Raw genomic sequence first — 13,694 nt, forward strand, 5'->3', positions numbered from 1 at the left:
TCAAATCAAATACATTCATGCAAGGCTAGTGGGGTATGTATTATATTTCTTTTTCCATCAAAACATTTGTAGTCTGATAACCTAGTTTATCATATAATCCTCTCGCTACTTTGTTATGACCAAAAACGTGAAGACCTATTTTTTTCATTCCAAGTTCCTGTCCTACTTTTTCGATTTCCTTCATCGCTTCCTTGCCATATCCATATCCTCGGTATTTTTCGAATAGATTAATATCATAAATATATCCCTTTTCATCAGATAACCGCGCAAGCCATATAACGCCAACGGATTTGTCATCCTTTACAATACTGTATAAGAAATTATTCTCTGTCTTCTCCCCTTTTGGCAAAAGCCTTGCATATTCCTCTTCCGCTTTACTAATTGACTCTTCCTGGCTCCAATTACCGGACAACACTTTTTCTTCCGCATACCCTTTAATCGCCGAAGAAATATAGTCTTGGTATTCATCGGAATTCATTAATACTAATTTAATCATGATTTTTCCCGCCCCCTTTTTACTTTTATTTCTATAAAATAGCCATCAATTCCTTCTTTTGGGTGACAGGCACCTTCCAATTATCTGGAAGGTGCCTGTCACCCGCAACGTCACCCGCAACATCGTTAAAAACAAGAAAATGATTGAATTTGCCGTAAGCTAATACCAGAATAAACCCATCTAAACCCAGTCCAACGCCACCCGGCGACAGAGTTTCGCCCAACAAAGATTGGGAAAAACCAAAATTGTTCAAAGCCTCTTAGCCATAGGTACGTAAATCTGAATAAACATCCTCTAATGCTGCCCGGATCCACAGCAAAAGTTCCGATTTGTTGTGTTTGTGTAGGAACAAATGATGGCGGTGGGGATGTTGGTGGTCCTCCTGCTTGGCCTTGACCAGGTGGCCCAAACGGAGGTTGAAATCCTGGCAGTAGTCCCCCGATCTGAGGTAGCAATTGGCCTAATTGTCTTTCATCGAAGTCTGGGCTAAATTCGAAGTTCTCTTGATATGGGGTTGAAGATAAATATGATTCCCAATGATATGGAGTTTGATTATACGGATAACTTGGAAACATAAGAAACACTCCTAACTTTAATAAGTTCTCATCATCCTATTCTCTAGGCATTATCCTAGCAACTTGTTCTGTTGGAAATGTGTCTTTGCCTATAGTAGTAGATTTTTAGTAAAAATCAGTAACACAGCAAACATGTATATATGATTCTTTCTAGGCATTCACATAGTCAAATAGGTTTTTACCTACATATGGTGTACACAAGATATCATTTTTAATTTATGCTAGATAGCTTGTCAATAATGGAGGGATAGCAAAATGACAAACTTTTATTCTTTTCAAGGGACCGTCACGATGATTGATGATTTTAACATCGGGCAAAACGGCGAAGGATGCTATAAATTTATTACTGTAGAAAACGGAATGGGGTCTGTGGTCAATTTCGTCGTTACACCCAACACGTACTTTGTAGACCATGTAATCGTGTCAGTCGGAGACACAGTAACTGGATACTATGACGGCGATGCACCCGTTCCTCTTATTTATCCTCCACAATATCGAGCACTTATTATGGTAAAAGAACAGCCTACCCAAAATGTAAAAGTCGATTTTTTTAATACTCAGCTAGTGAGTAGAGACGGACAGTTAAAATTAAATCTATCTCCATACACGCAAATCCTATTAACCAATGGGCAGCCGTTCACAAGAAATCCCGCTAACCGAGACTTAATCGTAATCTATGGACCATCCACTAAAAGTATCCCCGCCCAAACAACACCTTATAGAATCATAGTTTTATGTTAAAATATACTTTTCATTATAATAAATCGACTTTGATTACATTTTTTGGAAGGTGCCTGTCACCGTAAGTAGTCACCGTAAGTAATAATTTACTTTGATTCCTTTAATCTCATCATTTACACTAGAATGGATAGAAGTGCAGGCATTGTTGCTACAAGAATCGTCCCTTCTTCTAGGAGAGAACTGACAGAGTTGGATGGTGCTTTGCACCCAATAAGGGGGATTTTATGAAGGAGATCATAAATACATTAAATAAAAAAATATATTATATTGTCGTAGCAATCGTTATTGCCATCATGATTATGGGCTTGGTGATGAATAACCCGCGTATGAGTGAATTTGATGGTGGGTATCTCTCACACGTTCTAATGGTAATCATTCTGTCTGTATGTTTTTGGATTTATCCAAAGAAGGATACCTTTGGGCTTAGAGTTACCATTACCATCGCTGCAGCTGTTTACTTTTATACGCTTTTCTTTTTATATCCGGACACTTGGTCCAATTTTATTTTCCTATGTTTTATTCCAGCACTTTCCATACTCTTTTTTGATAAAAAGATTTTTTATTTTTCCTTGTTCCTAAATTGTCTATTGATTATGTGCTTTTTCGGATATATTGCCTTGGTTGATCAAGGACCGCAATTCTCATACATAGAGAAAGATATAGTAGGAAATTTGATTAATTTTATTGCAAGCCAAATTATTATCTATTTTATCTTTTTTTTAACGAACGGCCGTATCAAAAAACAGCAAGTCTATTATGAACAAATCCAACAGTCCGGGAATTTGAAAATAACAGGCCAACTTGCAGCCGCTGTTGCGCATGAAATTAGAAATCCTTTGACCGTTGTGAAAGGGTTTCTACAGTTATTTGAACAAGACAGCTCCTTTTCCCCTGACCGAAAAGGGCATTTTACGTTAATGATTGGCGAATTAAATACCGCTGAACAGGTCATTTCTCAATTTCTATCAATCGCGAAACCCGAAAATGAGAAAGCACCAGAAACAGTGAATGTAAAGCAGGTTCTTCAGAGTGTGACAGACTTGCTTCATTCTTATGGCCATTTGCATGATAATACAATCGAATTAACTGTAACCGAAGATTGTTCTATCTCCGCAAACACCATCGAGTTTAAACAATTACTGATCAATATCATAAAAAATGCCATTGAGGCTTCCAATGAAGGAGATTCCGTTTTTGTATCCGCACGGAGAGAGAAAGATGAGGTCATCATAAAAGTGGTGGATCAAGGACAAGGGATGACCGAGACAGAAGTAGCCTCACTGGGAACCCCTTTTTATTCCTTAAAAAGCAAAGGAACAGGCTTAGGAATGATGATTAGTTTTAATATTGTAGAAAAATACAACGGAAAAATGGACTTTCAATCCGCTAAGGGGCAAGGAACGACAGTGACTATCTCCTTCCCAGCGATCTAAACTGGTCTTTTTCAAACAACAGACTACCACGCTTTAATTTTAATGAGTGGTGATGATTGGTTCAGGTAGTTTGCGGAGCTGATAGTGTGATGTTATTCCCTCTAGGGGAATATCCTGTCCGTTTATTCCCTCTAAGGGGAATTAATTAAGTTCGATATTCTCCTTGAGGGAATATCCAGGTTATTTTAGGGAATATAACGTCTCTCAGGGGGAATATAATGTTGCATCCTTTTATTTTATTCCACCTGAGGGTAATATAATTTACCCCCCCCTATAAATTCACAAATCCTTCATAATATCTCGCAGTTTAATGACGGACTCTGCTTCCGTATAAGCCCTCTTTTCTTATAACACCGAATAAGGAGACATAAAACCTCGCCCAATCCCTCTAAAAATCCTTTTTTGCTATACTCCAATTTCCCAGACTGAGACCATACCACCATAAAATACCTCAACTAGAAAGAAAAATCATCAGGTAAATGTAGGGGTATCGGTACGAAAAGACAACGGGATTCGTCCTCGATGACAAAAAGAATCATATATTCAGAGGCTTACGTCCCCCTCACGAACAGTAATCCACACAAATCAACACTATACGAGTATGTAAGTACATTCTCACTCTTGAATGTACTATTAAATGGGGGTGCGGTACCGCTTGGCACATGTTTCTACATATGCGGTTACCCCCTTCTTTAAAGCATCACCTTTTGTAAATTAGTTTAGTTTCATTTGCATTATTGCCTGATGAACCACTGGAGCCCAAAAATGGATTTATAGAAGATACTCCATACTTCGAGTAAACAAAAAATAAATCGCTACAGTAAATAATACGAAATCAACTATCGCTACCTTCTTATTGCCTTCTTGTAAGCTACAGATAAAACCATATAAACTTCTTATCGCCCAAAAAGCTAGTAACATGAGCCATCCGATGTGATCGTTTGAACCATTGGCATCGAAAAAGAACGTAAGTGCACCTAATATGACCAATATAAGGATGATATTTGTTGTAACATATAACGCCTTTTTCGTTGATTTTTCATTTTTCACTTTTATCACCCTTTATATCTCTCTTTGTAATAAGCGTACACGGTCCTTCAATTGTAAAACTATTATTCATAAATTCTTTTATTACTAATAGGTCAGGAGGACTAATATTCGGAGGCATTTGCTGAACATCGAAAAAGCGTAAATCGAGCACTTCTTCGTTATCGATTGTCAGTTCTCCGTGATAATCGGTGCAAATATATGTAGCAATGACATTGTAAACCTCATCACCGTGAGGGTATTGATAATAAAAATCTTCTCCCGAAAAAACATGAAACAATGTTAGGTGATTCGCAATCAAACCTGTTTCTTCAAACAATTCCCTCTTGGCCACTTCTTCTAATGTCTCCCCAGGTTCGAGAGAGCCTCCAGCCAAACCCCAACAACCATTATCTTTTCTTAATTGTAATAACAGTCTATTGTTCTGATCTAATAGAATCACACACGCTCCTGTCATTACAAGAGGGCGACTACCAACTATTTTCCTTAAATCCATTATATGCCCCATTGAAAAACTCCTTAAAATAGTTTTGTATACCCTATGAGGCTTTGCGGCACCAAGCCATTTTTACTATAAAAATAAGGCTGTCCCATATGAGCCCGGCACACCATGGTTACAGTATAACCGGTGCCAGGCTCTTGGGACAGCCTCATTTTGTAGAAGTTTACTAGAGTAAACCGTTTCTATCACTTATATGACGAAGTCTATTAAACAGTTAGATAAGCTCCAGTCTAGGATGCTTGTTGGATGTTTTCATCTTCTTCAGTAGTTGGGTTGAATTGACCTTCCCATTTAGCAACGACAAGTGCTGCCATTGAGTTCCCTACTACATTGACCGCGGTACGGCCCATATCAAGAATTCGGTCGATTCCGGCGATAAATGCTAATCCTTCAGCTGGTAACCCAATTGTACTGAATGTTGCTAAAAGAACTACAAAGGATACACCAGGTACTCCGGCCATCCCTTTAGATGTGACCATCAACACTAACATGAGCGTAATTTGTTGGCCAATGCTCAAGTCAATCCCAAACATTTGTGCAACAAATAAGGAAGCAATCGCTTGGTATAAGACAGAACCATCTAAATTAAATGAATAACCGGTTGGAATAACAAAAGTTGAAATGTGTTTTGGAGCACCAACCTGCTCCATTTTATCCATAATTCTCGGAAGAACCGTCTCAGAACTTGAAGTCGAGAATGCTAAAATTAATTCTTCTTGAATTACCTTGAGTAAGGTAAAAATATTGTAACCGATCAATTTTGCCATTAAGCCTAAAACCACAATGACAAAGAAAATCATCGTTCCATAAACTGTAAGCGCCAGTTTTCCTAATGGAATCAATGAGGTAAAACCATATTTAGAAATGGTTACACCAATTAAGGCAAACACACCGATTGGCGCATATTTCATGATTAAATTTGTTACATAGAACATCGCGTTGGCCGTGCCCTCGAAGAAACGTAAGACTGGTTTTCCTTTTTCTCCAATCGCTGCCACTCCTAGACCAAATAGAACAGCGAAGAAAATAATCGCTAACATATCTCCTTCAACCATTGCTTGGAATGGGTTTGTAGGAACAATATGAAGGATGGTATCGGCAATTGACTTTCCTTCTTGTTGCTCTGAGGTATCGACATAGCCTGAAATATCGCTTTTCTCAAGTGTATCCATATTTAATCCCGCACCAGGCTGAATGATATTTGCAGATACCAGTCCGATCGCGATGGCTACCAATGTCATTCCGATAAAATAGGTTAGAGATTTTGCACCTAACTTCCCTACAGACTTCAAATCACCAACGCCAGCAATCGCAACAATAATACTAGAAAGAACAATCGGTACGACAATCAATTTAATTAGACGGAGGAACAGATCACCAAAAGGCTGTAGGACACTTTGTGCCGTTTCACTCCCATAGAAGACTCCACCGACGATGATACCTAAAACAAGACCGATAAAAATTTGACTTGCTAAAGTAAATTTAAACCTTTTCACTCATTAACCCCACCTTTTATAAAATTATTTAGGTATGGGAAACATTTTGATACGACAAAAAATCGGCTATTGCCGAATTAAGTTCTCTTCTATCATACTGTTTCCTTTCCATTGCTTACGAGGTTAGCTTTCAGGTTAGGACTATTGGAAACATTAAGCCCCTTCTAGTAAGAAGAATTCACCAAATAGCGGAACAATCCGCATCTTTCGTTGGGTCCCCCGCTCTTAAGTTAAGATTCAGCACTAAAACTAATCAAATTTTATCATCAAAATACTATATTAGTAAAATATTTATTTTTTCTAGATTTTTCGAAAACGAGGGTGACAGGCACCTTCCATTTTTATGGAAGGTGCCTGTCACCCTAGGTAAGTTCATCATATTCTTTTTTTTACGTTCAAGTTGTTGCACAAGCTATAGTAGGAACATATTTTAATACTATAACGAAGGAAAGGAGTGTGTTCATGGTTAAAATATTTATTGATGCTGGTCATGGTGGGAATGACAGTGGTGCTGTGGGGAATGGCTTACAAGAGAAAAACCTAACTTTGAATATCGCTAACAGGATTCGCACTAAGTTAAACGAATATGAGAATGTTCAAGTAAGGATGAGTAGAACTTCTGACCAATCTGTGTCTTTAGCTCAAAGGACAACCAATGCCAACTCGTGGGGAGCAGATGTTTATGTAAGTGTTCATATCAATGCTGCCGGAAGTTCGAGTGCAGGAGGATTTGAAAGTTTCATTTACCCGAATGTTGGACAAAGAACGGTGAATGTACAAAATGCTGTTCATGAGGAAATCATGAAGCAATTGAACCGTTTTGGTGTAAGAGATCGAGGAAAGAAACGGTCAGACTTTCATGTTCTTAGAGAGACTTCAATGGATGCCATTTTAACGGAGAACTTGTTTATCACGAACAAGTCAGATTCCGATTTGCTTAAACGCTCTGACTTCTTAGATGCTGTTGCGACTGGTCATGTGAATGGTTTAGCAAGGTTTTTTGGACTAAAAAAAAAGACAAGTAATCCTCCTCCTGGAAGCCTATACTTTGTACAAATTGGTGCCTTCTCTCAAAAGGCCAATGCTGATAGCCTAGCGAATAAAGCCAAAAGCGATGGTTACGATTCTTTTGTAAAACAGGATGGGTCCTTTTATGTCGTTCAAATTGGCGCGTTTTCTAACTTAGACAATGCCAGAGCCTTAGAAAGAAAAGCGAAAAATGATGGATATGATGTCTTTGTTAAACAAGGGTAACCTTTTGAAGATGCATTCTATCATCTACAGACAACAGAATTAGCTTCACCTTCTCCAACATAAAAAGGGTCTAATTTTAACCCTTTTTTATTTTTGCGAAAAATGGTGACAGGCACCTTCCATTTATCTGGAAGGTGCCTGTCACCATTTATTAAATTTATGTAAATCTCATCTGTTTCTCATCATTTTCTAATGTTTATTCCTTATGATGAAAGTGTAGATTAAATACTAATAGATTTCATTCAATTGATTGAGAAGGAGAGAACAGATATGTTTAAAAGATTATTAGTAACAGGCTGCACGCTGCTTTTATTAGCTGCATGTGGGACAGATACAACAGAAGAAAACGCAGGTACAACGAATCAAGCAAGTCCTACCAGTGAAAACAACGCATCCAACACAAACAATGACTCCACTGTGACGAACGATTCTAGCAACGAGGATACACAAAATACATCCAACCAAACTGACATCACCAACCCAGCTGTTTCGATGGAAGAAGCGGTAAAAGTGTTCCAAGAAGCCCATCCAGATGCTAAAGTTGAATCGATTGATTTCGATAACGACTCTGGTCGACTACATTATGATTTCGATGGGTTCGATTCATCAAAAGAATATGAAATGGAAATTGATGCAAGTACAAAAGAAATCAAAGAACGTGAAGTTGAAAAAGATAGAGATAAAGATGAATCCTAAGATTTTTCAACGATTATCGACCCAGCAAAAGCAATTGAAACCGCATCTTCGAAGGCTGAAGTAGAAGGATTTACCCCAACAGGTTGGGAGCTTGAAGCGGACGATAATAAACAAACTTATACCATTGAATTTGAAAAGAATGACTCCGACATAGACATCAAACTCGACGCCACAACTGGAGAAGTCATAGAAATAGAAGACTAGAAAAAGGGTGACAGCGTCAATTGTCACCATCAACTTATTCTCTAACCCTGTTTTTCTAACAACAAATTGTGCCCATCTACTTCCGTTTCTTCCTTAAATGTGTTTCAATATTGAATAAGCCATCATTTTCATCTCCTTGTGGTGAGGGATTGGTAATTGGAAGTTCTGTGACTTCCATATTACTATGAAAATGGTGGCCTTTTTTATGAAATTTTTATCAAATTACTACTCTAGGCACCTTCCATTTATCTGGAAGGTGCCTGTCACCCTTTGTGGTATAATAGTGAAAGTTGCGAATTTAAAGAAAACGGGGATATATAAATGAAAGGTCTTAATCCTGTAAGTGAAAAACGAACTACGAACAATTCACATGCTGCAACAGGCAAGTTTGTGGATGTAGCGGAGTATGTAGACATAAATGGTATTAAACAATTTCTCTATCATACGGGAGATTTTGCAGAGAATCAGGTTATTCTTCATTTACATGGCGGACCTGGCAATGCTTTTTCGAATAAAGCCTATTTGCTCAAAAGCTGGGATTCTCATTTTACGATGGTGTATTGGGATCAGCGCGGTGCCGGAAAAACAGCTTTAAAGAACCCTACGAGTGTTCCCACCTTTGCGAACCTGTTAAGGGATATTGATGAAATCATTCTCTATTTAAAGAAGAAATACAACAAAGACAAAATTGGGATTTTTGCACATTCATGGGGAACCATCATTGGTTCCATCTATGCTAATCAACATCCTGAACATTTGGCTTTTTATATTGGAGTTGGCCAAGTTGTCGCCCCAATTGAGAATGAGGTTGTTACCTATCATGAAACCATCCGTAGACTAAAAGAAATCGATGATCAAGAAGCGATCAACATTTTAGAGAAAATGGGTGCCTACCCAGGAGAAAGAGCGGAAGAGTTTCTAAGTAAAATGGGCGTCGTGCGTCAACTGCAAAAGAAGATTGGGATGATTAGCATCAATCCTCAAAAGAATGTAGAAGCAATCAAACAAAGTCCCTTATTTCATCCGGACGATTTACATACAAAGAAGGTTTGTGCCCATTTACTTCCTAGTCTTTTTGAGGAAATGTTTCCTTATAGTTTGTATCACTACCCCCTTACCTATCAAATTCCCGTTTATTACATTTTAGGTGAAGATGATTGGCAAGTGCCTTCCGTATTGGGTGTAGACTATTTCAACAAAATCAGTGCACCTGATAAAGAATTAATCCTAATAAAAGAAGCAAAGCACACCCCTATGCTAGAAAAACCACACGAGTTTTTAAAGGCAATGAGAAAAGTAGTTGGTTGCTAGAGTCGAAAGGACAGGTTCACGGAACCAGATTAGCTCTTATTCTGGCTAATTGAGTTTTGGGACCTGCCCCTCTTGAACGCCCAGCTACTTATAATAGATGCACTTATTTTGCCGAGACGATCCGAACCCAACAAAAATAAACTGACTGCTTTAGTTATAGAAGGAACTTGAAAAGCGGAGATCAATCGGGATCACGTATAATCAAGTTAACCTCCCCCACTCCAACAGAAGAGACTACAAAAAACACCTCCGATCTATTCCTTCTCGAAAAAATGTTGTTCTTCACTAGCTAAGTTTCTTAAGATTTGGTTATATTCATCTTCATCAATAATCCCCACTGCTTTAGAAATCAATGAATATTGAAGGATTTTCTTTTTGATTCTAGGACTTAGACTCAATTTATCCTCCCTCCTTTCAAAATTTAAAAAGCAATCTGCTCTAGCACTGATTAGGTGTGGACGGCCTAAGATTGTGGGACAATTGGCCATGGCGAGGGGAAAGGAGATCGCTGATGAGAAAGTAAACCCCGGTTGCAAGCGCTATTGTTCCAATAATCACATATCAAGCCAAACGGCAAAATAAAAGCCGGTAATTGCAGAAAGAACACCAAAGTATGCACTCACCTCAATTAGGTGTAAGTGGCTTATCGGTCCAAAGGGAAGCTGTTACAGCAGGTGTTATCAACATGGCTACCACCATACTGGCTCCTACCACGTAAATAAATACAAATGTAGTAATTGAAACCAGTGCTATTAACAAGTAATGCAGCACCAAGACAGGAATCCCTTTTTCTGTGTTACAAGCAGTGAACAGCAATGAAATCACAAGACCAAAAATTTACCCCAAGCCAAAATGTTTCCTTTATCCAATTTTAATAGCATAGAGCAAGTCCTATCAAGTAGAAAATTCAAAAAATATAAATTTACTGGAGAAATGGCGATAAGAATGGCAAAAGAGAAGATTTGTTAGCGTATGGGTATCCTACGCTTACACTATAGCCTTCATTGTTCTGTATATTCGTGGTTATATGCTCTGAAAAATTAAGGTTAAAAACAACCTTCCTCCCTACATACTTCAGTGGATTACGGTTGTTTGGTTTAGCATTTATGTCAATCAACTAGCAAGTTTTTAACAACGCACAACTACAAAAGTCACAGAGATGTGAGTCTAACGGGTTTCGTTTTGAGGTGCAAACAAGTTAAAAAGCATCTTGTAACTCTTGTGCAATTTAGTGCAATTTCAATCACATAAAAAACCGCTATTGATTTAACGTCAAACGTCAACACCGGTTTTTTCATTTTCGTTACGATTTGTAATTTAAAAACAGGAATAACATATTTATTATAAAAGGACAAGTAAGGGGGATATTTTTGGATAAGATTGTCATTCTGTCTATCGTAGTTCTAGTCATTATTGTAATAATTATTGGTCTTTACTTAATTTCAAGATATAAACAACAGGCTATACAAGTAATTACGTTAGAGAGTTTTATGAATGCTCACCATTTAAATGAAGAGAATAAGAAGCAAAGCATAATGGATATGATAAATGGCTTTTTCGATGATAACGATGAAGGTAATGACGGTTTTGATGAAGGAGACAGCGATGATGGAGGGGAATAGTTATCCCCTTGCTATATCAATATCGGTTTGCGTTGTCTAAAATAAATTATATCTTTCATAGTAAAAGACTTATCTGTTAACCCAATTCACAAGTAATTTCGCACCTGTTTTTACACGTATGTTCTCACTGTCAACAAGTATTGTACAATAAAGAAACTTTATGCGAATTGCTTGTGAAATTTAACAAAATAATTTAAAAGCATTGATATAACAACAAAAATATAAACGTGAATTCGGTTGTAAATTCACGCTTTAAAACTAATGTGATTTGCTTTATTGCACCCTGAATCCGAACCCGTTAATATGAGTCTCCAGTCTTTTTTTCATTCCTTCGGGGCTTCCGATGGAGCTACTAATGACAGGATTTTCCTAATTTCTGGATTGTGCCTGGCACCTGTAATTATGAAGATATCAACTTTGAAGTAAATGATTGAAGAGGTAAGAAGTTAACTTAATCGTCCTTTAATTTGAGCGATTTCTCTTTCATTCCTTGCTGTTTTTGCCCAAATAAAGTCTTGATCTTTTTCAATTGCGGTAAAACGTTCTAATACTTCTTTATGCCGTTCTTCTGCCTTTCTCTCTAATTCTTTAAGCTGTTCTTGCATATTTTTTTGGTCTCGCTTCATTTCCTGCTGTTCTTGTTTCATTCCTTTCTGTTCTTGTTTCATTTCTTTCAGTTCCTGCTTCATTTCTACCTGTTCAGTATGAATGTTACCTACCATCTTAATTAACTGTGATAGCATGCTTTCAATTTTTTCCTCATTCACGACTCTCTCACCTCCTACTAAACATTATATAATACCGGTATTAAAAATCTACTGTATTTTTTCGTAACTTTGATCATTTTGGCAGTACGAACAATGCCTAACACTGTTTGCACGATTGCCTCTGTTTCTATTATACTTTACTCTCCCCTAGTAAAATCCCCCGCACATGTTCATATAGAGCTTACAGAGTGGTTTTTATGAATTAGTAAATGTTTTATGACATGCTACATCATGTTAATAAGGTCTCTCACAGAACCACAATAAAGCAGTTGAGTTCCTTACAAACAAAAACCACACAGCGAATTCACTGTGCGGTGTAAACATCAAGATATAGGGAAGTACGAGATGAAATGAAACCATTTCAATCAAGACGTAAACTATTGCGGAATCTCATGAAATTGTAAAACAACCTGGCATGTCTGCCGGTTCTACTGTATGGATTGATTTTTGATTGCAAGCAATCGAGAAAAATTTCATCACATCTCCTACACGGACCATACCTTTGATAACAACGATCATGCATCATACAACATGCATCTACCTCATTTACTGGAGCCCCCGGCCCACTACAACCTGGCCCTCAGTATCGATACCCAGGCAAACAAAGGCCTCTGGTTTTTCTTCTTCTGCGTCTATCCATCTCCCCCTCATCCTCCCTTCGTCTAAGACAGGCTACTGTAATTTATGTTGCTACCATCAAGAACGAGAGGGCGATTCCCATAGCGTTTTTTATTAAAAGAAAATCCTGTTGAATTCCTTCTAAACGAAAGACGGGCGCTTCCCTCGAGTGGGAAACGCCCGCTTGTATCTTGCTATCATCAATTGGAAAATGATTTAAACTCGACCCTAAGCAAAAAACGCTTTTACTTTTTTAGTGCCTTGCACCAAATAGGCAACCGATTTTATGTAAATTGGATATCCTTGTGTGTTGGTAATGGCATCCTCCACATCAATGAATGCCGGCACGAAAGTCTTTTTGCCCATCTTGACGTCCTCGCCAACTTTTTCAATCCGAAATTTAAACTTTTCCGTTAATTTATGATAATGATGTTTCTCTAAAAAACTTACATAATAGCGAACTTGATTATTCTTCGCATGCATGGCCGCTAGTTTTAGCAAATCGAGTAAAATCGTTTTCGTTGCAAACTCTCTTTTCACACCCATTTTTCGTACCTGGTATGAATGCTGCAGATCATTCAAAATCCGTGTTTCATTGGAAATATCAACGAGATCGTCCAGATCTAATCGTTTTTCCCCACACGGAACAAATTCAATGGTCCCAACGCTTGTCCCATCTTTAGACTTTAAAATAAACGCTTCAGCATTTTCATTAAGATCCGTTACCTGATACTTTCTCTCTTTGGCAATGTCGCCCCATACATTCATAAATTCTTCTCTTTTTACATGGTTGTCTACGTATACATTCATCGTTTTTCCCCCATAACATTTGGTCTAAATGAGGTGACTAAATGAGGTGACAGGCACCATCCAATTATCTGGAAGGTGCCTGGCACCTTTCACTAGCCTTGCATGAATGTATTTGATTTGAA

Annotated in this window: 16 protein-coding genes and 1 riboswitch; of the genes, 7 read left to right on the forward strand and 9 right to left on the reverse strand. The window is 37.9% G+C overall.

Annotation, left to right across the window (positions count from 1 at the left end):
• Positions 1-40 precede the first annotated feature (40 nt).
• A complete protein-coding gene (locus H0185_RS23090; protein ID WP_221875913.1) occupies positions 41-496 on the reverse strand; it encodes a GNAT family N-acetyltransferase in 456 nt (151 codons plus the stop codon).
• A gap of 125 nt (positions 497-621) precedes the next feature.
• Complete coding sequence (locus H0185_RS23095; RefSeq protein ID WP_221875915.1) at positions 622-1,071, reverse strand: hypothetical protein; 450 nt, start codon at positions 1,069-1,071, stop codon at positions 622-624.
• Between the two features lie 255 nt (positions 1,072-1,326).
• On the opposite strand from H0185_RS23095, the gene H0185_RS23100 reads away from it, so the two are divergent.
• Complete coding sequence (locus H0185_RS23100; protein WP_221875916.1) at positions 1,327-1,812, forward strand: hypothetical protein; 486 nt, start codon at positions 1,327-1,329, stop codon at positions 1,810-1,812.
• 224 nt (positions 1,813-2,036) lie between these two features.
• Positions 2,037-3,245: a sensor histidine kinase gene (locus H0185_RS23105; RefSeq protein WP_221875917.1), complete on the forward strand. Its 1,209-nt coding sequence runs from the start codon at positions 2,037-2,039 to the stop codon at positions 3,243-3,245.
• Between the two features lie 771 nt (positions 3,246-4,016).
• Here the strand turns inward: H0185_RS23105 and H0185_RS23110 are convergent.
• From H0185_RS23110 to H0185_RS23120, 3 genes are all read right to left on the reverse strand, one after another.
• Positions 4,017-4,295 (reverse strand): hypothetical protein, encoded by a 279-nt coding sequence (locus tag H0185_RS23110; RefSeq protein ID WP_221875918.1) that lies wholly within the window; start codon positions 4,293-4,295, stop codon positions 4,017-4,019.
• On the reverse strand, positions 4,285-4,800 hold the full coding sequence (locus H0185_RS23115; protein WP_221875920.1) for an NUDIX hydrolase: 516 nt from the start codon (positions 4,798-4,800) through the stop codon (positions 4,285-4,287). The genes H0185_RS23110 and H0185_RS23115 overlap by 11 nt, the downstream gene beginning before the upstream one ends.
• Before the next feature lie 224 nt (positions 4,801-5,024).
• The gene (locus H0185_RS23120; RefSeq protein WP_221875921.1) at positions 5,025-6,290 is read right to left on the reverse strand and encodes a cation:dicarboxylate symporter family transporter; all 1,266 of its coding nucleotides are present in this window, start codon (positions 6,288-6,290) and stop codon (positions 5,025-5,027) included.
• Between the two features lie 97 nt (positions 6,291-6,387).
• Positions 6,388-6,543: riboswitch (cyclic di-AMP (ydaO/yuaA leader) on the reverse strand.
• Positions 6,544-6,752: 209 nt separating this feature from the next.
• Here H0185_RS23120 and H0185_RS23125 point away from each other — a divergent pair.
• From H0185_RS23125 to H0185_RS23140, 4 genes are all read left to right on the forward strand, one after another.
• Positions 6,753-7,544 (forward strand): N-acetylmuramoyl-L-alanine amidase, encoded by a 792-nt coding sequence (locus H0185_RS23125; RefSeq protein ID WP_221875922.1) that lies wholly within the window; start codon positions 6,753-6,755, stop codon positions 7,542-7,544.
• Positions 7,545-7,814: 270 nt separating this feature from the next.
• Positions 7,815-8,240 carry a PepSY domain-containing protein gene (locus tag H0185_RS23130; RefSeq protein ID WP_221875924.1) on the forward strand — a complete coding sequence of 142 codons (426 nt, stop codon included), beginning with the start codon at positions 7,815-7,817 and terminating at the stop codon, positions 8,238-8,240.
• A gap of 15 nt (positions 8,241-8,255) precedes the next feature.
• Positions 8,256-8,444 carry a PepSY domain-containing protein gene (locus H0185_RS24590; RefSeq protein WP_425515844.1) on the forward strand — a complete coding sequence of 63 codons (189 nt, stop codon included), beginning with the start codon at positions 8,256-8,258 and terminating at the stop codon, positions 8,442-8,444.
• Positions 8,445-8,765: 321 nt separating this feature from the next.
• Positions 8,766-9,755, forward strand: a complete 990-nt coding sequence (locus tag H0185_RS23140; RefSeq protein ID WP_221875925.1) for an alpha/beta fold hydrolase — start codon at positions 8,766-8,768, stop codon at positions 9,753-9,755.
• 254 nt (positions 9,756-10,009) lie between these two features.
• Here the strand turns inward: H0185_RS23140 and H0185_RS23145 are convergent, their stop codons facing one another.
• Positions 10,010-10,153, reverse strand: a complete 144-nt coding sequence (locus H0185_RS23145) for a hypothetical protein (protein WP_221875927.1) — start codon at positions 10,151-10,153, stop codon at positions 10,010-10,012.
• Between the two features lie 226 nt (positions 10,154-10,379).
• Positions 10,380-10,580, reverse strand: a complete 201-nt coding sequence (locus H0185_RS24595) for a metal ABC transporter permease (protein WP_221875928.1) — start codon at positions 10,578-10,580, stop codon at positions 10,380-10,382.
• Between the two features lie 545 nt (positions 10,581-11,125).
• Here H0185_RS24595 and H0185_RS23155 point away from each other — a divergent pair.
• Complete coding sequence (locus tag H0185_RS23155; protein WP_221875929.1) at positions 11,126-11,377, forward strand: hypothetical protein; 252 nt, start codon at positions 11,126-11,128, stop codon at positions 11,375-11,377.
• 446 nt (positions 11,378-11,823) lie between these two features.
• On the opposite strand, the gene H0185_RS23160 is transcribed toward H0185_RS23155, so the two are convergent.
• Together H0185_RS23160 and H0185_RS23165 are read right to left on the reverse strand one after the other, a co-directional pair.
• Positions 11,824-12,144 (reverse strand): hypothetical protein, encoded by a 321-nt coding sequence (locus H0185_RS23160; protein ID WP_221875930.1) that lies wholly within the window; start codon positions 12,142-12,144, stop codon positions 11,824-11,826.
• 846 nt (positions 12,145-12,990) lie between these two features.
• Positions 12,991-13,572 (reverse strand): hypothetical protein, encoded by a 582-nt coding sequence (locus H0185_RS23165; RefSeq protein WP_221875931.1) that lies wholly within the window; start codon positions 13,570-13,572, stop codon positions 12,991-12,993.
• Positions 13,573-13,694: the final 122 nt, after the last annotated feature.

Origin of the sequence: Mesobacillus maritimus (assembly GCF_019749255.1) — a bacterium.
GTDB lineage: Bacteria > Bacillota > Bacilli > Bacillales > Cytobacillaceae > Mesobacillus_B > Mesobacillus_B maritimus_A.

Bases quoted from the DNA above. Each gene is read 5' to 3' on its own strand.
- H0185_RS23165 (WP_221875931.1), bottom strand. From the start codon at position 13,572: ATGAATGTATACGTAGACAACCATGTAAAAAGAGAAGAATTTATGAAT.
- H0185_RS23130 (WP_221875924.1), top strand. From the start codon at position 7,815: ATGTTTAAAAGATTATTAGTAACAGGCTGCACGCTGCTTTTATTAGCT.
- H0185_RS23090 (WP_221875913.1), bottom strand. From the start codon at position 496: ATGATTAAATTAGTATTAATGAATTCCGATGAATACCAAGACTATATT.
- H0185_RS23100 (WP_221875916.1), top strand. From the start codon at position 1,327: ATGACAAACTTTTATTCTTTTCAAGGGACCGTCACGATGATTGATGAT.
- H0185_RS23115 (WP_221875920.1), bottom strand. From the start codon at position 4,800: ATGGGGCATATAATGGATTTAAGGAAAATAGTTGGTAGTCGCCCTCTT.
- H0185_RS23105 (WP_221875917.1), top strand. From the start codon at position 2,037: ATGAAGGAGATCATAAATACATTAAATAAAAAAATATATTATATTGTC.
- H0185_RS23095 (WP_221875915.1), bottom strand. From the start codon at position 1,071: ATGTTTCCAAGTTATCCGTATAATCAAACTCCATATCATTGGGAATCA.
- H0185_RS23125 (WP_221875922.1), top strand. From the start codon at position 6,753: ATGGTTAAAATATTTATTGATGCTGGTCATGGTGGGAATGACAGTGGT.
- H0185_RS23140 (WP_221875925.1), top strand. From the start codon at position 8,766: ATGAAAGGTCTTAATCCTGTAAGTGAAAAACGAACTACGAACAATTCA.